22 protein-coding genes and 5 tRNA genes are annotated in these 25,955 nt (G+C 59.0%); 8 read left to right on the forward strand and 19 right to left on the reverse strand.

Annotation, left to right across the window (positions count from 1 at the left end):
* Window positions 1–170 precede the first annotated feature (170 nt).
* From asd to leuC, 5 genes are all read right to left on the reverse strand, one after another.
* Complete coding sequence (asd, locus tag QMX93_RS14385) at window positions 171–1,283, reverse strand: aspartate-semialdehyde dehydrogenase (protein WP_008083209.1); 1,113 nt, start codon at window positions 1,281–1,283, stop codon at window positions 171–173.
* Between the two features lie 66 nt (window positions 1,284–1,349).
* The gene (gene leuB / locus QMX93_RS14390; protein WP_129394715.1) at window positions 1,350–2,432 is read right to left on the reverse strand and encodes a 3-isopropylmalate dehydrogenase; all 1,083 of its coding nucleotides are present in this window, start codon (window positions 2,430–2,432) and stop codon (window positions 1,350–1,352) included.
* 54 nt (window positions 2,433–2,486) lie between these two features.
* Window positions 2,487–3,254 (reverse strand): class I SAM-dependent methyltransferase, encoded by a 768-nt coding sequence (locus tag QMX93_RS14395; RefSeq protein ID WP_282356646.1) that lies wholly within the window; start codon window positions 3,252–3,254, stop codon window positions 2,487–2,489.
* Window positions 3,255–3,388: 134 nt separating this feature from the next.
* Entirely contained in the window at window positions 3,389–4,033 is a 645-nt protein-coding gene (leuD, locus tag QMX93_RS14400) for a 3-isopropylmalate dehydratase small subunit (RefSeq protein WP_053118928.1), read from the reverse strand.
* A gap of 10 nt (window positions 4,034–4,043) precedes the next feature.
* Entirely contained in the window at window positions 4,044–5,462 is a 1,419-nt protein-coding gene (leuC, locus tag QMX93_RS14405) for a 3-isopropylmalate dehydratase large subunit (RefSeq protein WP_282356648.1), read from the reverse strand.
* Window positions 5,463–5,609: 147 nt separating this feature from the next.
* Here leuC and QMX93_RS14410 point away from each other — a divergent pair, with 147 nt between their 5' ends.
* Window positions 5,610–6,500 (forward strand): LysR family transcriptional regulator, encoded by an 891-nt coding sequence (locus QMX93_RS14410; RefSeq protein ID WP_282356649.1) that lies wholly within the window; start codon window positions 5,610–5,612, stop codon window positions 6,498–6,500.
* Between the two features lie 69 nt (window positions 6,501–6,569).
* A complete protein-coding gene (locus tag QMX93_RS14415) occupies window positions 6,570–9,848 on the forward strand; it encodes a PAS domain S-box protein (RefSeq protein WP_053118921.1) in 3,279 nt (1,092 codons plus the stop codon).
* Between the two features lie 58 nt (window positions 9,849–9,906).
* On the opposite strand, the gene QMX93_RS14420 is transcribed toward QMX93_RS14415, so the two are convergent.
* The 9 genes from QMX93_RS14420 to gltX all read right to left on the reverse strand — a co-directional run bounded on the left by QMX93_RS14420 (window position 9,907) and on the right by gltX (window position 15,349).
* A complete protein-coding gene (locus tag QMX93_RS14420; RefSeq protein ID WP_116031011.1) occupies window positions 9,907–10,866 on the reverse strand; it encodes a tRNA-dihydrouridine synthase in 960 nt (319 codons plus the stop codon).
* A 162-nt stretch (window positions 10,867–11,028) separates the two neighbouring features.
* Window positions 11,029–11,466: a thioesterase family protein gene (locus tag QMX93_RS14425; RefSeq protein WP_053118910.1), complete on the reverse strand. Its 438-nt coding sequence runs from the start codon at window positions 11,464–11,466 to the stop codon at window positions 11,029–11,031.
* Window positions 11,467–11,511: 45 nt separating this feature from the next.
* Complete coding sequence (locus QMX93_RS14430; protein WP_212544403.1) at window positions 11,512–12,345, reverse strand: alpha/beta fold hydrolase; 834 nt, start codon at window positions 12,343–12,345, stop codon at window positions 11,512–11,514.
* Window positions 12,346–12,375: 30 nt separating this feature from the next.
* Complete coding sequence (locus QMX93_RS14435) at window positions 12,376–12,915, reverse strand: TetR/AcrR family transcriptional regulator (RefSeq protein ID WP_053118906.1); 540 nt, start codon at window positions 12,913–12,915, stop codon at window positions 12,376–12,378.
* 181 nt (window positions 12,916–13,096) lie between these two features.
* Window positions 13,097–13,172: transfer RNA gene (locus tag QMX93_RS14440), tRNA-Glu, on the reverse strand.
* Between the two features lie 79 nt (window positions 13,173–13,251).
* A tRNA-Ala gene (locus QMX93_RS14445) sits at window positions 13,252–13,327 on the reverse strand.
* A gap of 52 nt (window positions 13,328–13,379) precedes the next feature.
* Window positions 13,380–13,455 (reverse strand) — tRNA-Glu (locus tag QMX93_RS14450).
* 80 nt (window positions 13,456–13,535) lie between these two features.
* A tRNA-Ala gene (locus tag QMX93_RS14455) sits at window positions 13,536–13,611 on the reverse strand.
* A 256-nt stretch (window positions 13,612–13,867) separates the two neighbouring features.
* Window positions 13,868–15,349 carry a glutamate--tRNA ligase gene (gene gltX / locus QMX93_RS14460; RefSeq protein WP_053118904.1) on the reverse strand — a complete coding sequence of 494 codons (1,482 nt, stop codon included), beginning with the start codon at window positions 15,347–15,349 and terminating at the stop codon, window positions 13,868–13,870.
* Window positions 15,350–15,578: 229 nt separating this feature from the next.
* Between gltX and QMX93_RS14465 the strand changes: the two genes are divergently transcribed.
* Together QMX93_RS14465 and QMX93_RS14470 are read left to right on the forward strand one after the other, a co-directional pair.
* Window positions 15,579–16,628 (forward strand): HlyD family secretion protein, encoded by a 1,050-nt coding sequence (locus QMX93_RS14465; RefSeq protein WP_282356654.1) that lies wholly within the window; start codon window positions 15,579–15,581, stop codon window positions 16,626–16,628.
* Window positions 16,629–16,677: 49 nt separating this feature from the next.
* Complete coding sequence (locus QMX93_RS14470) at window positions 16,678–18,168, forward strand: MDR family MFS transporter (protein ID WP_282356678.1); 1,491 nt, start codon at window positions 16,678–16,680, stop codon at window positions 18,166–18,168.
* A gap of 120 nt (window positions 18,169–18,288) precedes the next feature.
* Here QMX93_RS14470 and uvrB read toward each other — a convergent pair whose 3' ends face one another.
* A complete protein-coding gene (uvrB, locus tag QMX93_RS14475; protein WP_008083013.1) occupies window positions 18,289–20,304 on the reverse strand; it encodes an excinuclease ABC subunit UvrB in 2,016 nt (671 codons plus the stop codon).
* Between the two features lie 337 nt (window positions 20,305–20,641).
* On the opposite strand from uvrB, the gene QMX93_RS14480 reads away from it, so the two are divergent.
* A complete protein-coding gene (locus tag QMX93_RS14480) occupies window positions 20,642–21,838 on the forward strand; it encodes an amino acid aminotransferase (protein WP_282356657.1) in 1,197 nt (398 codons plus the stop codon).
* Between the two features lie 228 nt (window positions 21,839–22,066).
* Complete coding sequence (locus QMX93_RS14485; protein WP_159812934.1) at window positions 22,067–22,267, forward strand: hypothetical protein; 201 nt, start codon at window positions 22,067–22,069, stop codon at window positions 22,265–22,267.
* On the opposite strand, the gene QMX93_RS14490 is transcribed toward QMX93_RS14485, so the two are convergent.
* Both QMX93_RS14490 and QMX93_RS14495 read right to left on the reverse strand, forming a co-directional pair.
* Window positions 22,264–22,494 (reverse strand): hypothetical protein, encoded by a 231-nt coding sequence (locus QMX93_RS14490; protein ID WP_028624759.1) that lies wholly within the window; start codon window positions 22,492–22,494, stop codon window positions 22,264–22,266. The genes QMX93_RS14485 and QMX93_RS14490 overlap by 4 nt on opposite strands.
* Entirely contained in the window at window positions 22,491–22,712 is a 222-nt protein-coding gene (locus tag QMX93_RS14495; RefSeq protein ID WP_172680095.1) for a hypothetical protein, read from the reverse strand. The genes QMX93_RS14490 and QMX93_RS14495 overlap by 4 nt, the downstream gene beginning before the upstream one ends.
* Before the next feature lie 10 nt (window positions 22,713–22,722).
* Here QMX93_RS14495 and QMX93_RS14500 point away from each other — a divergent pair.
* Window positions 22,723–22,798, forward strand: a tRNA-Asn gene (locus QMX93_RS14500).
* A gap of 178 nt (window positions 22,799–22,976) precedes the next feature.
* Here the strand turns inward: QMX93_RS14500 and QMX93_RS14505 are convergent.
* The gene (locus QMX93_RS14505) at window positions 22,977–24,500 is read right to left on the reverse strand and encodes a nucleobase:cation symporter-2 family protein (protein ID WP_158834750.1); all 1,524 of its coding nucleotides are present in this window, start codon (window positions 24,498–24,500) and stop codon (window positions 22,977–22,979) included.
* Window positions 24,501–24,789: 289 nt separating this feature from the next.
* Between QMX93_RS14505 and QMX93_RS14510 the strand changes: the two genes are divergently transcribed.
* Window positions 24,790–25,110 (forward strand): BrnA antitoxin family protein, encoded by a 321-nt coding sequence (locus QMX93_RS14510; protein WP_212550448.1) that lies wholly within the window; start codon window positions 24,790–24,792, stop codon window positions 25,108–25,110.
* On the opposite strand, the gene QMX93_RS14515 is transcribed toward QMX93_RS14510, so the two are convergent.
* Complete coding sequence (locus QMX93_RS14515) at window positions 25,107–25,940, reverse strand: arylamine N-acetyltransferase (protein ID WP_282356662.1); 834 nt, start codon at window positions 25,938–25,940, stop codon at window positions 25,107–25,109. The genes QMX93_RS14510 and QMX93_RS14515 overlap by 4 nt on opposite strands.
* Between the last annotated feature and the right edge of the window lie 15 nt (window positions 25,941–25,955).

Consider the following 25,955-nt stretch of genomic DNA (forward strand, 5'->3'; position numbering starts at 1 on the left):
AGCTCGCTCCCACAGTGAATATCGGGCGGACACAACCTGAGTGTTCGGCGCCGATCAAATGTGGGAGCGAGCTTGCTCGCGAAGAGGCCGGCACAGTCACCCGAGAAACTTCAGGCATAAAAAAACCCGCACCTCTTTCAAGGCACGGGCTCTTTCATTGCTTCAAGCGATCAACGCTCGAGCAAAATCCGCAGCATGCGACGCAGCGGTTCGGCCGCGCCCCACAGCAGTTGGTCGCCAACGGTGAACGCGCCGAGGAACTGCGAGCCCATGTTGAGCTTGCGCAGACGGCCAACCGGCACATTCAAGGTGCCGGTAACCTTGGTCGGGCTCAGCTCCTGCATGCTGATATCGCGGTTGTTCGGTACCAGCTTGACCCAAGGGTTGTGCTGGCTGATCAGCCCTTCGATATCGGCGATCGGTACGTCTTTGTTCAGCTTGATGGTCAGCGCCTGGCTGTGGCAACGCATGGCGCCGATGCGCACGCAGATGCCGTCGACCGGGATCGGGCTCTTGAAGCGACCGAGGATCTTGTTGGTCTCGGCCTGAGCTTTCCACTCTTCACGGCTCTGTCCGTTCGGCAGTTCCTTGTCGATCCACGGGATCAGGCTGCCGGCCAGCGGTACGCCGAAGTTTTCGGTCGGGTACGCTTCGCTGCGCATGGCATCAGCAACGCGACGGTCGATGTCAAGGATCGCGCTGGCCGGATCGGCCAGTTGATCAGCGACAGCGGCGTGGGTCGCGCCCATTTGCTTGATCAGTTCACGCATGTTCTGCGCGCCGGCACCGGAGGCCGCCTGATAGGTCATGGCGCTCATCCACTCGACCAGACCGGCCTCGAACAAGCCGCCCAAGCCCATCAGCATAAGGCTGACAGTGCAGTTGCCGCCGATGTAGTTCTTGGTGCCTGCATCAAGCTGCTGATCGATGACCTTGCGGTTCACCGGATCAAGAATGATGACCGCGTCATCGTTCATGCGCAGGCTCGAGGCCGCGTCGATCCAATAACCCTGCCAGCCCGCTTCGCGCAGTTTCGGGAACACTTCGCTGGTGTAGTCGCCGCCCTGGCAGGTCAGAATCACGTCGAGGGTCTTCAGCTCATCAATGCTGTAAGCATCCTTGAGCGGAGCAATGTCCTTGCCCACGGACGGGCCTTGGCCACCGACGTTGGAAGTGGTGAAAAACACCGGCTCGATTAGATCGAAATCCTGCTCTTCCAACATCCGCTGCATGAGCACGGAACCGACCATTCCGCGCCAACCGATCAGACCTACACGTTTCATCGCAACTACACCTTCTTGAAAAGTGGGCCGCTGCTTTGTATTGAATTTCGCAGCGGGCCCGAGAGATTACAGATTCCGCAGCGCGGCGACTACTGCGTCGCCCATTTCCTGCGTACCGACTTTGGTGCAACCGGCCGAATAGATGTCGCCCGTGCGCAGACCCTGGTCGAGCACGACGCTGACGGCTTTTTCGATGGCATCAGCCGCATCCTGCAGATTGAAGCTGTAACGCAGCATCATCGAGACCGACAGAATGGTCGCCAACGGGTTGGCAATACCTTTGCCGGCGATGTCCGGAGCGGAACCGTGGCAAGGCTCGTACATGCCCTTGTTGTTGGTGTCCAGCGACGCCGACGGCAGCATGCCGATGGAACCGGTGAGCATCGACGCCTGATCGGACAGGATGTCGCCGAACATGTTGTCGGTGACGATCACGTCGAACTGCTTCGGCGCGCGCACCAGTTGCATCGCGGCGTTGTCGACGTACATGTGGCTCAGTTCGACCTGCGGGTAATCCTTGGCCACTTCTTCGACGATTTCACGCCACAGTTGGCTGGACGCAAGCACGTTGGCCTTGTCCACCGAGCAGAGTTTCTTGCCACGCACCATGGCCATGTCGAAACCGACGCGGGCGATGCGGCGGATTTCACTTTCGCTGTACGGCAGCGTGTCGTAGGACTGACGCTCGCCGTTTTCCAGAGTACGGGTGCCGCGTGGCGCGCCGAAGTAGATGCCACCGGTCAGTTCGCGAACGATGAGGATGTCCAGACCGGCAACGATTTCCGGCTTCAGGCTCGAAGCCTCAGCCAGTTGCGGGTACAGAATCGCCGGACGCAGGTTGCCGAACAGGCCCAGTTGCGCACGGATTTTCAGCAGGCCGCGCTCAGGGCGGATATCACGTTCGATGGTGTCCCATTTCGGGCCACCGACGGCGCCCAGCAGTACGGCATCGGCAGCGCGGGCACGGTCTAGGGTTTCGTCGGCCAGCGGCACGCCGTGCTTGTCGATGGCCGCGCCACCGATAAGGTCATGGCTCAGCTCGAAGCCCAGGCTGTATTTGTCGTTGGCCAGTTCCAGCACCTTGACCGCTTCGGCCATGATTTCCGGACCAATACCGTCACCTGGGAGAATCAGAATCTGCTTGCTCATGCTTTCCTCGTGTCTTCAGTCGGTGCGCCATCTGAGGCGCGCCCGGAAAAATTCTTAGCGCTCAGCCATCAATACGATTACATCTGTACTGAACGAGCCGTCGGCATCAATCTCAAAATATTCGCGCACTTCGTTGCCCATCGACTGCTGCAACTGGCGGATCGCGGCGCGCATCACTTCGGGTGTGCGCATGCGCTCAACCCAAGTGGTGTACTCCAGACGCAGGCGCTGACGCGCAGTGCTACGCACATGCAAACCGGCCTCGCTGACCTGGCGCAACCATTCAGCGGCAGAATAATCGCGCACATGGCTGGTGTCGCGCAGCACTTCGACGCTTTGCAGGTAAGTGTCGAACAACGGACTGCCCGGTGACAACACGTCAACGAACGCCGCCACACCGCCCGGCTTCAGCACCCGACGCACTTCGCGCAGGGCTACACCGAGATCACTCCAGTGATGCGCCGAATAACGGCTGAACACGAAGTCGAACTCGCCATCGGCAAACGGCAGACGCTCGGCGGCACCGTTGACCGTAGAAATGTTGCCGATACCGCGATCAATCGCAGCGGCGGCGACCACGTCGAGCATTTGCTGCGACAGGTCGTAAGCGACCACTTCGTTGACCAGCGATGCCACGTGAAAACTGACGTGACCGGCGCCACAACCCAAGTCCAGCACACGAGCCTCGCCCTGCCCGGCCAGCTCCGCCTGTAGCAGCGCGAATTCGGTGCCTTGAGCGTGAACGGCGCTGCTCAGGTAGGCGGCGGCCTGCTCACCGAATTGCTTTTGTACGACCTGGGCGTGTTGGGCGGTGCTGGTCATGGTCACTTCCTTTTTAGGATGAGTCTTGTGGTGCTTTTGAGGGCCTCATCGCGAGCAGGCTCACTCCTACAGGGGAACGCATTTCAAATGTAGGAGTGAGCCTGCTCGCGATGGCTCCATTCGCCATACGCAAATCACGCGTCGCGAAACAACCAAGGCTGGCTAACCCGATGCCTGGCCTCAAACGTCGCAATCGCATCACCGTCCTGCAGGGTCAGCCCGATATCGTCCAGACCGTTCAACAGGCAATGCTTACGGAACGCATCAATCTCAAAACTGTACACCTTGCCATTCGGGCTGGTCACGGTCTGCGCTTGCAGATCGACCTGCAATTGATAACCTGGCTCAGCCTCGACCTGCTTGAACAACTCATCGACTTCAGCGTCGCTCAAGATGATCGGCAACAAGCCGTTCTTGAAGCTGTTGTTGAAGAAAATGTCGGCGTAGCTCGGCGCGATGATGCTGCGGAAACCGTATTCTTCCAGCGCCCATGGCGCGTGTTCACGGCTGGAGCCGCAACCGAAGTTCTCGCGGGCCAGCAACACGCTGGCGCCTTGATAACGCTCGGCGTTGAGGACGAAGTCCTTGTTCAGCGGACGCTTGGAGTTGTCCTGATACGGTTGCCCGACATCGAGGTAACGCCACTCGTCGAACAGGTTCGGGCCGAAACCGGTGCGTTTGATCGACTTCAAAAACTGCTTCGGAATGATTTGGTCAGTGTCGACGTTGGCACGATCCAAAGGCGCGACAAGACCAGTGTGCTGGGTAAAAGCTTTCATGCTGCGCTCCTTAAATCAATTCGCGAACGTCGATGAAACGACCGTTCACCGCTGCCGCCGCCGCCATGGCCGGGCTGACGAGGTGGGTACGGCCACCGGCGCCCTGACGGCCTTCGAAGTTACGGTTGGAGGTCGAGGCGCAATGCTCGCCGGACTCCAAACGATCCGGGTTCATCGCCAGGCACATCGAGCAACCCGGCTCACGCCATTCGAAACCGGCTTCAAGGAAAATCTTGTCGAGACCTTCGGCCTCTGCCTGCGCCTTCACCAGACCCGAACCCGGCACCACGATCGCTTGCTTGATGGTTGAAGCAACTTTACGACCCTTGGCGATCACCGCCGCAGCACGCAAGTCTTCAATGCGCGAGTTGGTGCAGGAGCCGATAAACACGCGATCCAGCTGAATGTCGGTGATCGCCTGATTGGCGGTCAAACCCATGTATTTCAAGGCACGGACGATCGAGTCGCGTTTGACCAGATCCATTTCTTTGGCTGGATCCGGCACGTTCTGATCAACCGCCAAAACCATCTCAGGCGAAGTGCCCCAGCTGACTTGCGGCTTGATCTGCGTAGCGTCGAGCTCAACCACGGTGTCGAACTTGGCGTCGGCGTCGGAGACCAGATCTTTCCAGGACTCGACGGCCATGCCCCATTCCGCGCCTTTCGGAGCAAATGGACGACCCTTCACGTAGTCGACAGTCTTCTGATCCGCTGCCACCAAACCTACGCGGGCGCCGGCTTCGATGGACATGTTGCAGATGGTCATGCGGCCTTCAACGGACAAATCGCGAATCGCGCTACCGGCGAATTCGATGGCGTGGCCGTTACCGCCAGCGGTGCCGATCTTGCCGATCACCGCGAGGACGATGTCCTTGGCGGTCACGCCGAACGGCAATTGCCCTTCAACGCGCACCAGCATGTTTTTCATTTTCTTGGCGACCAGGCACTGTGTGGCGAGCACGTGCTCGACCTCGGAGGTGCCGATACCGTGCGCCAAAGCGCCGAATGCGCCGTGGGTCGAGGTGTGCGAGTCGCCGCAGACCACGGTCATGCCCGGCAAGGTCGCGCCCTGCTCCGGGCTGATCACGTGGACGATGCCTTGGCGGACGTCGTTCATCTTGAACTCGACGATGCCGTATTCATCGCAGTTGTCGTCGAGGGTCTGAACCTGCAAACGCGAGACCTGATCGGCAATCGCTTCGATGCCGCCCTTGCGCTCTGGCGTCGTCGGTACGTTGTGATCCGGGGTCGCGATGTTGGCATCGATGCGCCAAGGCTTGCGCCCGGCCAGACGCAGACCTTCAAAGGCTTGCGGCGAAGTCACTTCGTGAATGATGTGACGATCGATGTAGATCAGCGCCGAGCCATCGTCGCGCTGCTTGACCAAATGCGAATCCCAGAGCTTGTCGTAGAGCGTTTTGCCGGCCATCAGACGGTTCCTCATCAGCTTGTTTCTATGCCCCGGGCCTTGAACGTTTCAATAACCCTTTGGCTTGTGAGGTCGATCCTATGGGGTTACATTAAATAACTCAAATTCATATTTTTTATGCTTTGGATAACCAACTGGAATACAACCATGGATCTGGCCAACCTCAACGCTTTTATCGCCATCGCCGAGACCGGCAGCTTCTCCGGCGCCGGCGAACGCTTGCACCTGACGCAGCCGGCGATCAGCAAACGTATTGCCGGGCTGGAGCAACAATTAAAGGTGCGCCTGTTCGATCGTCTCGGCCGTGAAGTCGGCCTGACCGAAGCCGGCCGCGCCCTGCTGCCACGGGCCTACCAGATTCTCAACGTGCTCGATGACACCCGCCGCGCATTGACCAACCTGACCGGCGAAGTCAGCGGGCGCCTGACCCTGGCGACCAGTCACCACATCGGCCTGCACCGTTTGCCACCGCTATTAAGGGAGTTCACCCGCCGTTTCCCACAGGTCGCGCTGGATATTCAGTTCCTCGATTCGGAAGTGGCCTACGAAGAAATTCTCCATGGCCGCGCCGAGTTGGCGGTGATCACCCTGGCGCCAGAGCCGCATGCGCTGGTCAAAGCCACGCCGGTGTGGGACGACCCGCTGGATTTCGTGGTCGCCCCGGAGCATTCGCTGATCAGCAACGGCGCCGTCAGCCTGGCGGACATTGCCGGCCATCCGGCGGTTTTCCCCGGTGGCAACACATTTACTCACCATATTGTCCAACGACTGTTCGAGGCTCAGGGCCTGACGCCGAACATCGCCATGAGCACCAACTATCTGGAAACCATCAAGATGATGGTCTCGATCGGCCTGGCCTGGAGCGTGCTGCCGCGCACGATGCTCGATGATCAGGTGGCAAGCATCGCTTTGCCGGGCATACAGCTGCGGCGCCAGCTAGGCTATATCTTGCACACTGAACGGACGCTATCGAACGCGGCTCGCGCCTTTATGGCCTTGCTGGACGCACAAATCGATCTGCCAGGGACTCTCGGCTGACTTGTGCTACTCCTATAGAGCCGCGTTTCCCTGTGCCTAACGCATAAACCAGCTCAAGGCCCGTAACCAATGCCGAAATCTGTTGACCGTATCCCGCCGATGCCGCGCATTCAGGCAATTGATCCACGGCATTCCGAGCAGAGCTGGGAAAGTGCGCCGCAATTGCTCGCGGCGCTCAACGGCGCCCGGCTCGGCGCCTGGTATTGGGACATCGAGCGCGGGCAGATCAGTTGGTCGCGGGGCACGCAGGCATTATTCGGCTTCGATCCACGCCAGCCGCTGCCGGCCGACCTTGAATACCTCGATTTATTGCCTCCGGAAGACCGCGCGAAAACCGTGCGTGCCTTCCACGCGGTGATTGCCGGTGCGCCGCTGGAGCAAGCGATGCACCACCGCATCCAATGGCCCGACGGCAGCCTGCACTGGCTGGAGATCAGCGGCAGTCTGCTGCCGGACAAAAACGGCCGCCCCCGAATGATCGGGGTGATTCGCGAAATCACCCACCAGCGCCAACGCGAGCAAGCGCTGAGCAGCTCGGAGAAACGTTTCGCCACACTATTTCACCTATGCCCCAACATGGTTTTGCTCACCCGCCAGGAAGATGGCTTGATCAGCGAGGCCAATCAGTATTTTGAAAGCCTGTTCGGCTGGCCGGTGCAGAGCGCCATCGGCCGTACCACGCTGGAACTCGGTTTGTGGGTGCATCCCGAACAACGCGCCGAACTGGTCAAAAAGACCAACACCAAAGGCGAACTCATCGCCATGGAAGTGCAGTTCCGTGCGAGCAACGGCCAAATCCACGACGGCATTCTCAGCGCGCAGAAGGTCGAACTGGAAGGCCAACCCTATCTGCTCAGCACCTTCCTCGACACCACCGAACGCAAAGCTGCCGAACACGCGCTGAAGGACAGCCAGGAACGTCTCGACCTCGCGCTGGACTCGGCGCAACTCGGCACGTGGGACTGGCACATCCCCAGCGGCATGCTTTACGGCTCGGCGCGCGCCGCGCAGTTACACGGGCTTGAAGCGAAACCGTTCCATGAATCGTTCGATGAATTCTTCGAAGGCGTGCCCGGCGAAGAACGCGACAGCATGCGCGACGCCTACCGTTCCCTGCGCGAAGGCCCGGCAGGCAATTATCAACTGACCTATCGCGTGCAACTGCCGGACGGCAGCTCGCGCTATCTGGAAAGCCGCGCCCGCCTCTACCGCGACGACAACGGCGCGCCGCTGCGCATGGCTGGCACGCTGCTCGACATCACCGATCAGGTTGAGCGCGAGCAGCGCCTGGTCGCCTCAGAAGAAAAATTCGCCACGCTGTTCCAGGTCAGCCCCGACCCGATCTGCGTCACACGCCAGGACAGCGGCGAGTTCATCGAGATCAATAACAGCTTCACCCAGACTTTCGGCTGGAGTGCCGGCGACGTGATTGGCCACACCGCCGAAGAAATCGGCCTGTGGGACGCTTCGGCAAAAAGTCTGCAACGCATTGAGCGGGTGATCCGCGAACAGGGCCTGAGCAACGTCGCGATCATCGTCCAGCACAAGGACGGCCAGTCGCTGACCTGCGTGATTTCTAGTCGGCAGATCAGCGTCGGCGATCAACCGTGCATCGTCACCACCCTGCGCGACATTACTCAGCAGCAACGTTCAGAGGCTGCACTGAAGGCCAGCGAAGAGAAATTCGCCAAGGCGTTTCACTCAAGCCCCGACGCGATCACCATCACCGAACGTGATTCCGGGCGCTATCTGGAAGTTAACGACGGTTTCTGCCGCCTCACCGGTTATCGCGCTGAAGAGGTCGTCGGTAAAACCGTGTATCAGGTCGGCATCTGGGCCGAGGAGAAACAGCGCTCGGCGCTACTCGCCGAGTTACAAATCAAGGGCCGCGTGCACCATCAGGAAATGCTTGGGCGCAACAAGCGCGGGGAAATGCTCACGGTCGAAGTCTCGGTCGAGCCGATCACCCTCAATGAAACCGCGTGCCTGCTGCTGACCGCCCGCGACGTCAGTCTGCTGAAAAATGCCGAAGCACAAATTCGCCATCTGGCTTATCACGATCCACTGACCAACCTGCCCAACCGCGCCTTGCTGATGGATCGCCTGAGCCAGCAGATCGCCCTGCTCAAGCGCCATAACCTGCGCGGCGCCTTGCTGTTTCTCGATCTCGATCACTTCAAGCACATCAACGATTCCCTCGGCCATCCGGTCGGCGACACGGTGTTGAAGATCATCACCGCGCGCCTTGAAGCCAGCGTGCGCATGGAAGACACCGTCGCGCGCCTCGGCGGTGATGAGTTTGTGGTGCTGCTCAGCGGTCTGGAAGGTTCGCGCAACGAAGTCAGTGCGCAAGTGCGCGAACTGGCCGACACCATCCGCGAATTGCTTTCGGAACCGATGTTCCTCGATGGCCAGCGCCTGCAAGTGACGCCGAGCATCGGTGTGGCGCTGATTCCCGATCACGGCTCGACCCCGACCGATCTGCTCAAACGCGCCGATATCGCGCTGTACCGGGCCAAGGATTCCGGGCGCAACACCACGCAGATGTACCACAACACCATGCAGAAAGCGGCCAGCGAGCGGCTGCGCATGGAGACCGATTTGCGTCTGGCGCTGTCGCGCGGTGAATTCAACGTGCACTTCCAGCCGCAGATCGATGCCCGCAACAACCAGATCATCGGCGCCGAAGCGCTGGTGCGCTGGAACCACCCGGAACTCGGCGCGCAATCGCCCACCGAATTCATCAAGGTTCTGGAAGACAGCGGCCTGATTCTCGAAGTCGGCACGTGGATCCTCGACGAAGCCTGCGACGCCTTCAAACAGCTGATCGGACTGAAACTGGTCGACCCGCTCAACTTCAGCCTGTGCGTGAACATCAGCCCGCGCCAGTTCCGCCAGAACGACTTCGTCGAACGCATCGAACACAGCATGATCAGCCACGGCTTGCCCTGCTCGCTGCTGAAACTGGAAATCACCGAAGGCATCGTCATCCAGAACCTGGAAGACACCATCAGCAAAATGCGTCGCCTGAAAAAACTCGGCGTGAGCTTCGCCATGGACGATTTCGGCACAGGGTATTCGTCGCTGACGTACCTCAAGCGCTTGCCGGTGGACACGCTGAAAATCGATCAGTCGTTTATCCGTGATGCGACGACGGATCCGAACGATGCCGAGATCATCCGCGCAATCGTCGCGATGGCGCGCAGTCTGGAGCTGGAAGTGATCGCCGAAGGGGTGGAGACGCCGGAGCAGTTGGCGTTTTTGCAGGGATTAGGTTGCCATTTGTATCAGGGTTATCTGCACAGCCGGCCGGTGGCGCTGGATGATTTGAAGGTGTTGCTGGAATAGCGGGCACAAAAAAGGGCGCCGTTGGCGCCCTTTTTTTATAAGCCCGTTTGCAGTTTTTTCAGGCGGCTTCGGCAACCGGCAAACCCAGCAAACGCGAAACATGATCCGGCTCGGTCTCACGGCGCAGCACGGTAAACAGTTCGGTCGCCTCAGGATAATTGCGCGTCAGCATCGCCAGCCATTGCTTCAAACGGCCCGGCGATTGGCGAGCGGTCATCTGTGCTTTGGCTTGCAACCAGAAGTCCTGAATCAGCGGCATCAGTTCCGCCCAAGTCATCTCGACGACTTCTTCTCCGGCACGGGCAGCGGCGATTTGTTTGGCCAGATCCGGGCGCGACACCAGACCGCGACCGAGCATGATGTCTTCGACGCCGCTGATTTCGCGGCAACGACGCCAGTCTTCGACGCTCCAGATATCGCCATTGGCGAACACCGGCACCTTGACCACGTCCTGCACACGCGGGATCCACTCCCAGTGCGCCGGCGGTTTGTAGCCGTCCATTTTGGTTCGCGCGTGAACCACAATGTGTTCGGCGCCGCCTTCGGCCAATGCCGTGGCGCATACCAGCGAGCCGTCGGGGCTGTCGAAGCCGAGGCGCATTTTCGCGGTCACCGGAATATGCGCAGGCACGGCACGGCGCACGTGTTCGACGATCTGGTTGAGCAACTCGGGCTCTTTCAGCAGTACCGCGCCGCCACGGGATTTGTTCACGGTCTTGGCCGGGCAGCCGAAGTTGAGGTCGATCACTTCGGAGCCGAGCTCGCAGGCCAGCGCAGCGTTTTCCGCCAGGCACACCGGGTCGGAACCGAGCAATTGCACGCGCAGCGGCACGCCGGAAGCGGTGCGGGCGCCGTTGAGCAGCTCGGGGCCGAACTTGTGGAAGTACGCCGGGGTGAGCAACTGATCGTTGACCCGAATGAATTCGGTCACGCACCAGTCGATGCCGCCAACGCGGGTCAGCACGTCGCGGAGGATGTCGTCGACCAACCCCTCCATGGGCGCCAGAGCAATTTGCATGGGGAAAACACTACTTAAGGAAAAAACGTGCGGCAGTTTACTGGATATCGCGGGAAACCGCAGATCCCTTGTAGGAGCTGCCGAAGGCTGCGATCTTTGATGTTGTTTTTTATAATCAAGATCAAAAGATCGCAGCCTGCGGCAGCTCCTACAGGGATTGTGTCAGGCCGGGGTCAGGATCGCCGGGCCATAGCCTTCGATAAACTCGGCCGGCATGCGCTTGGGTTTGCCGGTGGACAGTTCGATGCAGACAAACGTGGTTTGCGCACGCAGCAGCGTGGTGTTGTCGCTCGGGCGGATCAACTGAAAGTGCCGTGTCATCTTCAAACGTTGATCCCAATCGACGATCCATGTCGCCAATTGCAACTCGTCGCCTTCATACGCCGCTGCCAGATAATCGATTTCGTGGCGCACCACGGCCATCGCCCGATCCAGTCGCCGATATTCAACCAGATCCAGCCCCAGACGCTGCGAGTGGCGCCAGGCGCAGCGCTCGAGCCAAGTCACGTAGACCGCGTTATTCGCGTGGCCCAGCCCGTCGATGTCTTCGGCGCCTACTTGCAGATCAATGGTAAACGGCGTTGCCCGATCCCAGCCCATGCCCCACTCCCGGTCAGTTATTCAACCGGGGCAGTGTAACGGAGCTCACGCCGATTGGCGCGCCTGAAGGCTACGGCCGGCGAGCAGTGATAACACGCCATCAATCACGCGCGGGTCGGCGAGCACGCGCTGATGACCACCGCCCTCAAGGCGCAGCAGACGGCTGTCGAACCAGGATTCGTGGATCAACTGCGACTCTTTGACCGAGACGAAATTGTCGTCCTCGGCGTGCACGATCAGGCCGGGCATATCCAGTTGATAGTGGGCAACGTCAAGGGTCGCGGCGCGCATGCCGACGTCCTGCTCGACCTGACGGATGAAGGCCGAACGCGCTCGCGGTGGCATGCCCATGTAGCGAGCAAACCCGCGCAACACACCAAGAATGCGTGCCGGCGCGGCGATGCTGACGAGGGTTTCGGTGCGCAAGCCCAATTGCACGGCGAGCATCGCGCTGGCGCCGCCCATGGAGTGACCGATGACCGCTTGCAGCGGCGGAAGCTCGGCAGCAGCCTCAAGCATGGCGCGGGCGAACAGGACGACGTTGGCTTCACGCCCCGGTGAGCGACCGTGTGCCGGGCCATCGAGCGCAACGACGGTGTAACCGGCATCGACGAGCGCCGTGATCAGCGCGGCGAACTGGGTGGGCCGCCCTTCCCAGCCGTGCATCAGCAGCACCGCCGGGCCTTGGCCCCAGCGCAATGCCGAGAGTCCGAAGCGAAGCGTGATGCGCTCGGCACTGGCCAGCATCGGCAATTCCCAATCGCGCAATGGCAGCGCGCGCGGCGTCATGAACGCCAGGCGCATTTTGCTCGCCACTAATTTCGGTGCAAACCAGCCTAAGGTGCCATTAACGCCACGAACCCATTTCAACGTGCTCATCGCTCTCTCCTCAGGCGTGTTGCCTTCAGGTCAACGCACCGCCGACTTGGCAGCGCGCAGCAATCGATCGGATAAATCTCCAGGGCCGAGCGCTCTTGCGAGGGCCAGACCTCCCACCATCAAGGCCACATCAGCCAGGGCTTTGTCGGTGTCCTCAGGGCTGGACGCCAACTGCGCAATCATCAATTCCAGGTGTTCGTTCAGCGCGATGCGGAACGATTCCGGCAGACGCCCCAACTCACCGATCGACGCCGGAATCGGGCAGGCCGCTTCGCTGGAATCACGGTGCTTGCGCGACAGGTAGAACGCAGCCACCAGCGCGCGGCGTTCTTCACCGGTCAGTTCGGCGTCCATGTCGGCAATCAGGTCGCGGCGGCGGCCAAGCAGCTGTTTGAACGCTTCAAGCATCATCGCGTCCTTGCTTTCGAAGTGCGCGTAGAAGCCGCCAACCGTCAGGCCGGCTGCGCCCATCACTTCGCCCACGCTAGGGTCTGCCGGGCCGCGCTGAATCAGTGCAGCGCTGGCAGCCTTGAGGATGCGTTCGCGGGTTTGAGCTTTTTTATCGTTCATCGTTGCCTCCGAATATTACGACTAGAATATTATTCGCATAATAATAATCTGCAAGTCAAGAATGTGACCGCTGGTCTGAAGCACAGTTTAGGAAATAGGAGAATTGGCCAAACGCCAGACAAACAAAAGGGCCATTCAATAATTGAATGACCCTTATAAAATCCCGCAGAGCGGGTAATCGTGGCGTCCCCTAGGGGACTCGAACCCCTGTTACCGCCGTGAAAGGGCGGTGTCCTAGGCCACTAGACGAAGGGGACACAAACCTTCTATACAACTGATCAGTGCTGAGTGCTGATCGATTCAAGGCCGGTGTGGCCAGACCTTGAACTGTAAAATTGGTGGAGCTTAGCGGGATCGAACCGCTGACCTCCTGCATGCCATGCAGGCGCTCTCCCAGCTGAGCTAAAGCCCCGATTTATCGCCTCGCGGCGGAGTGACATCTTGCAACATCACTTCTGTAAAACTGGCGTCCCCTAGGGGACTCGAACCCCTGTTACCGCCGTGAAAGGGCGGTGTCCTAGGCCACTAGACGAAGGGGACGCAAACCCTTCTATACAACAGACCAACACTGAGTGTTGATCGCTTCAAGGCCGGTGTGGCCAGACCTCGAAGTGTAAAATTGGTGGAGCTAAACGGGATCGAACCGTTGACCTCCTGCATGCCATGCAGGCGCTCTCCCAGCTGAGCTATAGCCCCTCATCGTTGATGTCATCGCTGAGGACGGGGCGAATCTTAAGGGCGTATCGAAAGCCTGTCAAACTTATTTTTGAAAAATTTCAAAGTTTTTCGTCGGCATAACAATCACTTACCGCCCTCCCCCCGTAAATTCGGGACTCGGGATGTCACACAGACCTGTAGGAGCTGCCGCAGGCTGCGATCTTTTGACTTTATCTTTTGAAAACAAGATCAAAAGATCGCAGCCTTCGGCAGCTCCTACAAGAAGGCAAAGCGTTTAGGCGATGGCGGCCAGGAGCTTTTCCCACTCTTTGTTTTCTTTCTTCGACACACCGCCCAGCAGGTCAATCGCCTGACGCAGACGGAAGCGGGTCAGATCCGGGCCGATGATTTCCATCGCATCGAGCACCGACACCGAGCTCGCCTGACCAGTGATTGCAGCAAACATCAGCGGCATCGCGTCACGCAGTTTCAATTCCAGCGATTCAACCACTGCCTGAATCGTTGCGGTGATGTTGTCTTTCTCCCACTGACGCAGGCTTTCCAGCTTCCACAGGATCAACTGCATCAACTGACGAACCTGATCGCCCGAGAGCTTTTTCGATTCGAACAGTTTGGCATCCGGATTGACGCCACCGGCGAAGAAGAACCCGCCCAGCGGTGCAACCTGGCTGAAAGTTTCAACGCGACCCTGCACCAGCGGCGCGATCTTCATCATGTATTCCGGGTTCAGCGCCCAGGTCTGCAGACGGCTGGCAAACTCTTCCACCGGCAGATCACGCAGCCACTGGCCGTTGAGCCACGACAGCTTCTCGATGTCGAAGATCGGCCCACCGAGCGAGACACGCTTGAGGTCGAAGTTGTCGACCATTTCCTGCAGCGAGAACTTCTCGCGCTCGTCCGGCATAGACCAGCCCATGCGGCCGAGGTAGTTGAGCATCGCTTCCGGCATGAAGCCCATGCGCTCGTAGAACGTCACCGAGGTCGGGTTCTTGCGCTTGGACAGCTTGCTCTTGTCCGGGTTACGCAACAGCGGCATGTAGCACAGCTCCGGTTGTTCCCAGCCGAAGTATTCGTACAACAGAATCAGTTTTGGTGCCGATGGCAGCCACTCTTCGCCGCGCAGCACGTGGGTGATGCCCATCAGGTGATCGTCGACCACGTTGGCGAGGAAGTACGTCGGCAGGCCGTCGGTCTTCATCAGCACTTGCATGTCCATGCGATCCCACGGGATCTCGACGTCGCCACGGAGCATGTCCGGCACCACGCAAACGCCTTCGCTCGGCACTTTCATGCGGATCACGTGGGGTTCGCCAGCGGCCAGACGGGCTGCGACTTCTTCTTTCGACAGCAGCAGCGCGCGGCCGTCGTAGCGTGGCGTTTCGCCGCGAGCCATTTGCTCGGCGCGCATCTGATCCAGTTCTTCAGCAGTGCAGAAGCATGGGAACGCATGGCCCATATCGACCAGTTGCTGGCAGTACTTCTGATAGATGTCGCCGCGCTCGCTCTGGCGATACGGGCCGTGCGGGCCGCCAACGTCCGGGCCTTCGCTCCAGTCGATGCCCAACCAGCGCAGGGCGTCGAAGATCTGCTGTTCGGACTCGCGGGTCGAACGCAACTGGTCGGTGTCTTCGATCCGCAGGATGAACTCACCGCCGTGCTGCTTGGCAAAGCAGTAGTTGAACAATGCGATGTAAGCGGTACCTACGTGGGGATCCCCGGTAGGCGATGGCGCGATGCGAGTGCGGACGGTGGTCATGGCATGTCTCGAAAATAATGAAAAGCAAAACAATCAAGCGGCGAATGGTAACAGGCGACACCCGCCCCGCTCCAGCGGGCAGGGCATTTAAGCCAAGTTTGCGTCTGTAAGGCCAGTAAGCCGTGATGAATAGCGGAATATCAGCAGATGGCATTTACCGTTTATCGGCTGTATGCCAAATTTGCCTGCTGATAACTTTCCTTACAATTCCTCGACTACAGTTTGCCTCATGCCTGCCCAACTCAAGCGTCGCCTGTTTATTTTCCTGCTGCTCGTCCTGCTGATTGCCGGGGGTTTCTTCGCCCACTGGTTTCTCAAAGGACGCTTTTATGAAAGCACCGACAACGCCTATGTCCAGGGTGAGATCACTCGTGTCTCGAGCCAATTGGGCGCGCGCATCGATGAAGTGCTGGTGCAGGACAATCAGCACGTGGAAAAAGGCCAGTTGCTGGTACGCCTCGAACCGAATGATTTCCGCCTCGCGGTAGACCGCGCCAACGCCGCCCTCGCCACCCGCGAAGCCGAACGCCTGCAAGCGCAAAGCAAACTGACCCAACAATCGAGCCTGATCGCCGCCAGCGATGCGCAAGTGGCGACCACCCAAGCGACGCTTGGCCGTTCGCAGATGGATTTGTCGCGCGCTGAAACCCTGCGCAAACCCGGTTACGTTTCCGAAGAACGCGTGACCACCCTCTCCGCCGACGCCCACATTGCTCGTTCGCAAGTGGCTAAAGCACAGGCTGACGCGCAAGGTCAGCGTCAGCAGGTCAACGCCCTGAACGCTGAAATCAAACGCCTCGACGCACAGATCGCCAACGCCCACGCCGATATTGCGCAAGCCGAACTCAACCTGACTCGTAGCGAAATCCACGCGCCGATCAGCGGCCTCGTTGGCCAACGCGCTGCGCGCAACGGCCAAGTGGTGCAGGCCGGCGCCTATCTGTTGTCGATCGTTCCGGACGAAGACATCTGGGTGCAGGCCAACTTCAAGGAAACCCAGATCGGCCACATGCAGCCGGGACAAAAAGCCGAGCTGACCTTCGATGCCTATGGCGACACGCCGATCGAAGCGCGGGTCGAGAGCCTGTTCGCCGCATCTGGCGCGCAGTTCAGCCTGTTGCCACCGGACAACGCCACCGGCAACTTCACCAAAGTCGTGCAACGGATTCCGGTGAAACTGACCTTCAAAGCCGATAACCCGCTGCACGGCAAAATCCGTCCGGGCATGTCGGTCACCGCGACCGTAAACATCAAAGACGCCCCTGAAGATGGCCGGTGATTCGCTGATCCGCCCGGTCGGCGAACCGACCCGGCGCGATTGGATTGCGGTGATGAGCGTGATGCTCGGCGCCTTTATGGCCGTGCTCGATATCCAGATCACCAACTCTTCGCTGAAAGATATTCAGGGCGCGCTGTCGGCGACGCTGGAAGAAGGTTCGTGGATTTCCACCTCCTATCTGGTCGCGGAAATCATCATGATTCCGCTGACCGCGTGGCTGGTGCAGTTGCTGTCGGCGCGACGACTGGCGGTTTGGGTGTCACTGGGTTTTCTGGTGTCTTCGCTGCTGTGCTCGATGGCCTGGAGCCTGGAGAGCATGATCGTCTTTCGCGCCATGCAAGGCTTCACCGGCGGCGCGCTGATCCCGCTGGCGTTCACCCTGACCTTGATCAAACTCCCCGAACACCACCGCGCCAAAGGCATGGCGATGTTTGCCATGACCGCGACGTTTGCGCCGTCAATCGGCCCGACGCTGGGCGGCTGGCTCACGGAAAATTGGGGCTGGGAATACATCTTCTATATCAACATCCCGCCCGGCCTGATCATGATCGCCGGATTGATGTATGGGCTGGAAAAGAAAGAAGCGCACTGGGAATTGCTCAAAAGCACCGATTACACCGGCATCCTCACGCTGGGCATCGGCCTCGGTTGCTTGCAGGTTTTTCTCGAGGAAGGCCATCGCAAGGACTGGCTGGAATCGAGCTTGATCGTGACGCTGGGCAGCATTGCGTTGGTGAGTTTGATCACCTTTGTCATCGTGCAGATTTCCAAACCCAATCCGCTGATCAACCTTGGCATTCTGCGTAATCGCAATTTCGGTTTATCGAGTATTTCCAGCCTGGGCATGGGTGTCGGGTTGTACGGCTCGATTTATCTGTTGCCGCTGTACCTGGCGCAGATCCAGAACTACAACTCCCTGCAGATCGGCGAAGTAATCATGTGGATGGGCGTGCCGCAGCTGTTTCTGATTCCGCTGGTGCCGAAACTGATGAAGATCATTTCGCCGAAATGGCTGTGCACGCTGGGGTTTGGACTGTTTGGTCTGGCGAGTTTTTCATCGGGGGTACTTAACCCGGATTTTGCCGGGCCGCAGTTCAATCAGATTCAGATTGTCCGGGCGCTGGGGCAGCCGTTGATTATGGTGACGATTTCGCTGATTGCCACGGCGTACATCCTGCCGCAGGACGCGGGGTCGGCATCGAGCCTGTTCAACATTCTGCGGAATCTTGGCGGTGCGATCGGCATTGCCTTGCTGGCGACGCTGCTGGACGCGCGCACCAAGACCTACTTCGATTATTTGCGCGAGGCGGTAGTGCCGACCAATCCGCAGGTGGCCGAGCGGTTGGCGTCGATGACGGATCGGTTTGGCAGTGACACGGCGGCGCTGGGCAAGTTGAGTGAGATCGTCCATCAGCAGGCGGCGATCATGGCTTACAACGATGCGTTTCACTTTGTCGGGATTGCGCTGGGGATCAGTATGTTGGCGATTCTACTGACCAAAAAGCTCCCGGCGGGGCTAAAGGCCGGGGAATCTCACTGATCCGACTCAATCCTGTAGGAGCTGCCGAAGGCTGCGATCTTTTGACTTTGATTGTAAAAACAAGATCAAAAGATCGCAGCCTTCGGCAGCTCCTACAGGTTTGAAGTCAGGGCGTATTGATCAAACAGCCAAAAGGCGTTCACGCAGTTTGGCAATCTCATCACGCATCTGCGCCGCCGCTTCAAACTCCAGATCCCGCGCCAGTTGATACATCTTCTCTTCCAGCGCGCGAATACGCTTGGTGATCTCGCTCGGCGAACGCAATTCGGCTTCGTACTTGGCGTTCTCTTCGGCAGCCTTGGCCATGCCTTTGCGCTTCTTGCTGCGCGAGCCCGGCACGGTGGCGCCTTCCATGATGTCGGCGACGTCCTTGAACACGCCTTTCGGGGTGATGCCGTTTTCCAGGTTGAAGGCGATTTGCTTGTCGCGACGTCGTTCGGTCTCGCCAATCGCCCGCTCCATCGAACCGGTCATGCGATCTGCGTAAAGAATCGCCCGGCCATTGAGGTTACGCGCCGCGCGGCCAATGGTCTGGATCAGCGAGCGCTCGGAACGCAGGAAACCTTCCTTGTCCGCATCGAGAATCGCTACCAGCGACACTTCCGGCATGTCCAGACCTTCACGCAGAAGGTTGATGCCGACCAGCACATCGAACGTACCAAGGCGCAGATCGCGGATGATTTCGACGCGCTCAACGGTGTCGATATCCGAGTGCAAATAGCGCACACGCACGCCGTGATCGGCGAGGTAATCGGTGAGGTCTTCGGCCATGCGTTTGGTCAGCGTAGTGACCAGCACGCGCTCTTCGATCGCTACGCGCTTGGAGATTTCCGACAGCAGATCGTCGACCTGCGTCAGCGCCGGGCGCACTTCAATCTGCGGATCGACCAGCCCGGTCGGACGCACCAGTTGCTCGACCACGCGCCCGGCGTGCTCGGCTTCGTAGTTGCCCGGCGTCGCCGAAACGAAAATGGTCTGCGGGCTCACCCCTTCCCACTCATCGAAACGCATCGGCCGGTTATCCAGTGCGGACGGTAGGCGGAAACCATATTCGACTAGGGTTTCCTTACGCGAACGGTCGCCCTTATACATCGCGCCAACCTGCGGCACGCTGACGTGGGATTCGTCGATCACCAGCAAGGCATCCGCCGGCAGATAATCGTAAAGGGTTGGCGGCGCGGCACCGGCCGGACGCCCGGACAAGTAGCGCGAGTAGTTTTCGATGCCGTTGCAGTAACCCAGTTCGAGGATCATCTCCAGGTCGAAACGGGTGCGCTGCTCAAGGCGCTGGGCCTCGACCAATTTGTTGTTGCTGCGCAGGTATTCAAGGCGCTCCTGCAATTCGACTTTGATGTGTTCGATGGCGTCGAGCAGGGTTTCCCGTGGCGTCACATAGTGGCTCTTCGGGTAGAACGTGAAGCGCGGCATCTTGCGGATGACTTCGCCGGTCAGCGGATCGAACGCGGAAATGCTTTCGACTTCGTCATCAAACAACTCGATGCGGATCGCTTCCAGATCGGATTCCGCCGGGTAGATGTCGATCACGTCGCCGCGCACACGGAAGGTCGCGCGGGCGAAATCCATGTCGTTGCGGGTGTATTGCAGGTCGGCCAAACGGCGCAGCAATGCGCGTTGATCGAGTTTGTCACCGCGATCGACGTGCAAGACCATTTTCAAATAGGTTTCCGGGCTACCGAGACCGTAGATGCACGACACCGTGGTGACGATGATCGCGTCTTTTCGCTCCAGCAACGCTTTGGTCGCGGACAGGCGCATCTGCTCGATGTGGTCGTTGATCGACGCATCCTTCTCGATGAAGGTGTCGGACGACGGCACATAGGCTTCGGGCTGGTAGTAGTCGTAGTAGGAAACGAAGTATTCAACGGCGTTGTTCGGGAAGAACGCCTTGAATTCGCCGTACAACTGCGCGGCGAGGGTTTTGTTCGGCGCCAGCACCAGCGTCGGGCGCTGAATCTGCGAGATGACATTGGCGATGCTGAAGGTCTTGCCCGAACCGGTCACACCGAGCAGCGTCTGGTGCGCCAGCCCGGCTTCGATACCCTCGACCAATTGGCGGATGGCTTCCGGCTGATCGCCGGCGGGCTCAAAGCGAGTGACGAGCTGGAATTCGGACATATACACCTCTGGGATCGCGGCGTTCCGCGCAAAGCGGAGCACCACGGGGACAACCGCAAACGACCGGTGTCGCGCAAGAAAAAACCTGGATTGTGCTCAATGTGGTGGCGATTGCCTCTGCTTTCAAGGCAAACGTCCTACATCCGGTAAAGTCTCTGACACGGCCAATCGACTAACGGTCAAGAAATAATCGCAAAAACTTACCTGAAAAGCCGAATCGCCTGTCGCCATTGCTCGCAGATGGCCTCTATACTAGCTCCCCGTTTGTGCACCGCTCTAGTGCATTCGGCTGGAGCGCCACACGTCCCTCCACTATCCATTCAGAGCCGCCGTAATAATGAGCCTGTTCTCCGCTGTCGAAATGGCACCCCGCGATCCAATCCTGGGCCTCAACGAAGCATTCAACGCCGATACCCGGACCACCAAGGTCAACCTGGGCGTTGGCGTTTACTGCAACGAAGAGGGGCGAATTCCACTTCTGCGCGCCGTTATTGAAGCCGAGACGATTCGCGTCGCTCAACACGCTTCGCGGGGTTACCTGCCGATCGATGGCATCGCTGCCTACGACCAGGCCGTGCAGAAACTGCTGTTCGGCAATTACTCGCCGCTGATCAGCGCCGGTCGCGTCATCACCACTCAGGCCGTCGGCGGTACTGGCGCCCTGAAAATCGGTGCTGACTTCCTCAAGCAACTGCTGCCGAACGCCGTCGTGGCGATCAGCGACCCGAGCTGGGAAAACCACCGCGCACTGTTCGAAACCGCCGGTTTCCCGGTACAGAACTATCGTTACTACGACGCTGCCACCCACGACGTTAACCGTGCTGGCATGCTCGAAGACCTCAACGCCCTGCCGAACGGCTCGATCGTTATCCTTCACGCTTGCTGCCACAACCCGACCGGCGTCGACCTGACCCCGGCGGACTGGAACAACGTGCTGGAAGTGGTTAAAGCCAAAGGTCACGTGCCGTTCCTCGACATGGCGTACCAGGGTTTTGGCGACGGTATCGACGAAGACGCCGCCGCTGTGCGCCTGTTCGCTGAATCCGGCTTGACTTTCTTCGTCTCGAGCTCGTTCTCCAAGTCGTTCTCGCTGTACGGCGAGCGCGTTGGCGCCCTGTCGATCATCAGCGAATCGAAAGAAGAAAGCGCGCGCGTGCTCTCGCAAGTCAAACGCGTGATCCGCACCAACTACTCCAACCCGCCGACTCACGGCGCAAGCATCGTCGCTGCCGTGCTGAACAGCCCGGAACTGCGTGCGCAGTGGGAAGCGGAACTGGCTGAAATGCGTCTGCGCATTCGCGGCATGCGTGAGCAGATGGTTGCCCTGCTGGCCGAGAAAGCCCCGGGCCGCGACTTCAGCTTTGTGGGTCGTCAGCGCGGCATGTTCTCTTACTCGGGCCTGACCACTGAACAAGTGCATCGCCTGCGAAACGAGTTCGGCATTTACGCACTGGATACCGGTCGCATCTGCGTGGCTGCGCTGAATCAGAGCAACATCAAGGCTGTAACGGACGCGATCGTTCAGGTCATCTGATAACGCTGCGTGATGAAAAACGGGAAGCCTTGGGGCTTCCCGTTTTTTATTTGTCCGAAGGAATGCAACATTCCCTCTAAACTGCACACAAATCCAAATTGTAGGAGCAAAGCTTGCTCGCGATAGCGGTGGTTCAGCCAGTGATGATGGCGACTGACCAGACGCCTTCGCGAGCAAGCTCTGCTCCTACAGGTTATGAGTCAACCTCCGAATTCTGCGAGAAACCAAATGAAAAACGACAACCTGCGCGCCGACCGTGACGATCTGGATGATTTCATCCCCCGCGCCTCGGCCAAACGCGAAAAAAGCCTGGTGCTGCAAGTGGCGACCGGGGTGTTTCTTGGCGGTCTGGTGCTGTGGCTGGTGCAACTTGCAGCCACGGCGGCTTACGCCAAACTGATGCTCGGCACCATTACCTTCGGCAGTTAAGCCAATTCGGTGGCGCGCTGACTGGCGGCATCGTCATACGCGACGTACAGCGATTCGGCGATCTGGCTCTTGATCGCCTTGGCGCTTTCCAGACCGAGGACAAAACCTTCGGCCTTGCCGCCAGCGCGATTCAGTTCTTCAGCGGTGCCGGCCTGAGTGATCGCATCGAGGAGTTTTTCGGCGTGAGGGCCGACGCCTTTCGGCAGGCTGATTTGCGCGATGCTCATGCGAACACCTCGCTGTTGCGGGACTGACAGATCATGTGATGCATGGCGCGTACCTTTTCGGCGGATGGCCGGTAGCGCGTGTTACCACTTCCGGGCGGCCATGGTAGACCTCTGGCGAGAATCTGGTAACCGCCAATCGCTGACAAACCACCATTCATCCCGGCAAATCGTTCAATTTCACAATCGATGCTTGACTTCTCTTTTTGAATCAGTAACATACGCACCAATTCCGCAATAGCTCAGTTGGTAGAGCAAATGACTGTTAATCATTGGGTCCCTGGTTCGAGTCCAGGTTGTGGAGCCAAATAGCAAAGCCCCTGAATCGAAAGATTCAGGGGCTTTTTTGTGGGCGCTCGAAAAGATCAAAAGATCGCGGAACACCGATCTCTGTAGGAGCTGCCGAAGGCTGCGATCTTTTGATCTTCAAACAAAAAGGGCCGATCTGATTAACAGATCGGCCCTTTTCCATTCAGCTACAGCGGTCAGACATGCTCGCTGCTTTTCACCTGCACTTTCGGCGCGCCATGGCCGTGGTCGTGATCATCCGGCTCGATCACCGGCACTTCATTGCCGTCGCAGTCATGCAGTTTGCCGTCGCTGAAGTAATCGCCTTCGCGCAGCGCATCCAGATCGCGATAACGCAGAGTCCGCTCTTCCGCCGCCGCAAACACCGACTGTTGATCGGAGTTGCCGGTGGTGAAATGGTTGAACGCCAGGTTCAGCAGGATCGCCATGATCGCCGACGAGCTGATGCCCGAGTGGAAAATGGTCGCAAACCAGCTTGGGAAGTGATCGTAGAAGTTCGGCGCGGCAATCGGGATCATGCCGAAACCGATCGAGGTGGCGACGATGATCAGGTTGACGTTGTTGCGATAATCAACCTTCGACAGCGTACGAATACCACTCGCTGCCACAGTGCCGAACAGCACGATACCGGCGCCGCCGAGTACCGAAGTCGGTACCGCTGCGATAACCCGACCCATGAACGGCAGCAGGCCAAGGATCACCAGGAATACGCCGCCGGTGGCCACCACATAACGGCTCTTGATCCCGGTCACCGCCACCAGACCAACGTTCTGGGCGAAAGCGCTCTGGGTGAACGAACCGAAGATCGGCGCAAACATACTCGACAGCATGTCCGCACGCAGACCGTTGCCCAGACGCTTGGAGTCGACCTTGGTGCCGATGATTTCACCGACCGCCAGAATGTCCGCCGAGGTTTCCACCAGCGTCACCATGACCACGATGCACATCGACAGAATCGCCGCGAAATGGAAGGTCGGCATGCCAAAGTGGAACGGCGTCGGGAAGCCGAACATCGGCCCGGTGGTGACATTGGAGAAATCCGCCATACCGAGGAACACCGCCAGTATCGTACCGATCACCATGGCCAACAGGATCGACAGACGCGAGATGGTTGAGCTGCCCACCTTGCTCAGCAGCAACACGAGCACCAGCGTCACTGCTGCCAGACCGATATTTTGCATGCTGCCGAAGTCCGGCGCGTGGCTGTTGCCGCCCATCGCCCAGCGTGCGGCCACGGGCATCAGCGTCAAGCCGATGGTGGTGATCACGATACCGGTGACCAATGGCGGGAAGAACTTGGTGATGCGCGAGAACACCGGTGTGATCAGCAAGCCGATCAGCGATGCCGCAATGACGGCGCCAAGCACCGACTGGAAGCCGCCCTCCCCGCCACTGCTGACGATCGCGACCATGGTCGCCACGCCGGAGAACGACACGCCCTGTACCAGCGGCAACTGACAGCCAAAAAACGGTAGACCCAGGGTTTGCAGCAGCGTCGCCAGCCCCCCCGCAAACAATGAAGCAGCAATCAACAAACCAATGTCTGCCGGCGACAGGCCGGCCGCCTGGCCGATGATCAGTGGCACCGCAACGATACCGCCGTACATGGTCAGAACATGTTGCAGGCCGTAAGCCATATTCGCGCCGACCCCGAGATTTTCGTCCTCGGGCCGTTGGTGTGAAACATGGGGCGTTTTCATGGTGGGGGGTTCCCTGGTTTTTGTTATGCGCACACTGTATTCAATACTCAGGACAAATGTCCATAGAGTTGTATACAACTTGTCAGTCACAAAATGGATAGGTAGCCATCCAAGCTTCTAGTCCGCGCCTCGCAACACCCACAAATCCGGCAACGCATCCCTGCCTGCATCTGCGCCAACGCCCACTACGCTGAAGTGTTCATGGCGACCGACGGTGCGGTCGCGGTCTTTTTTATGCATATTAAATATGCATAATGATTTTGAGTATTTTGTTAAAGAGATTTAACCAATGAAAGACGAATATGACTTCTCCCAAGGCAAACGCGGCGCTGTGGCGTCGACCAAGGGCAAAACCCGGATCACCATCATGCTCGACGATGCTGTTATCGACGCCGCGCGCACGGTGGCGGAGAACGAGGGGTTTGGTTATCAGACGGTGATTAACAACACGCTGCGCCATGCTTTGCTCGATGCCGAAAAGCACGACCAGGACGATCCGCTGCAATTCAGCAAAGGCATTACCGCCGCCGATCTCAAGAGTCTTGAGAAAAAATTGTCGGCAGCGGCCGGGGAAATTCGCCGGGTGCTGGAACCGGATGCCAAGCCTTAGGCTTTGGCCGGTACGATCATTCGTTCGAGGGAATGCCGTGTATGCGGCACGTCCGGCAGGTGAATGCCGAATTCCTGCTCCAGCAGTTCGATCAATGCCGCCACCTCGGTGATTTCGCGCCGCTCGCTGCTCGCGCCCATGCGATGAAGGGCGAAACTGCCGTTGTTCAATGTTTTGCGCCAGCCATCACCGGTACGCGCCGCCATCAGGCGCTGAGTAAACGGTGAGTCGGGATGGGCCGAGACGTACCAGTTGCCGATGGTGAAATCGATGTCTTCCTGGCGCTGCAGGTCGAACAGGTACATCGGCCGCCACTCGCCGGCGACGTTGGCTTGCAGCATGTAGCCATCGGCTTGTTTGTCGATGCGATAGGGTTCGTGCGGGGTGATTTGTTCTGCCTCGGTATCGAGAAGCAGCGGCGCCGTCGGCACCATGCCGCCGAAACCGACGTCGGTGATGTAGCGCACGCCGTCGAGGGTGACCAGACTCAAGCGGTGCGTGCGCGCCGTCCAGCTGCCTTCCGGCTGATTCATCACCACACGGCCGCTGATGGCGCGAGCGTCGAAGCCCAGCTCGAGCAGCAGGGTGAAGAACAGATTATTCAGCTCATAGCAGTAGCCACCGCGACCGCCGAGCAGGATTTTTTCTTCAATGGACGGCAAATCGATCAGCACCGGTGCGCCAGTAATCGTCGCCAGATTCTCGAAAGGAAAGACCCCGGTGTGGCGCCATTGCAGCAGCCGCAAATTTTCCAGCGTCGGCGCTGGCGGTGCATCAAAACCCAGGCGTTGCAGGTACAGCTTCAGGTTCGTCAGGCGTGGCTCGCTCATTGCTCAATCCTTTTG

The sequence above is a fragment of the Pseudomonas sp. PS01303 genome (assembly GCF_029959385.1).
Lineage (GTDB): Bacteria > Pseudomonadota > Gammaproteobacteria > Pseudomonadales > Pseudomonadaceae > Aquipseudomonas > Aquipseudomonas rustica.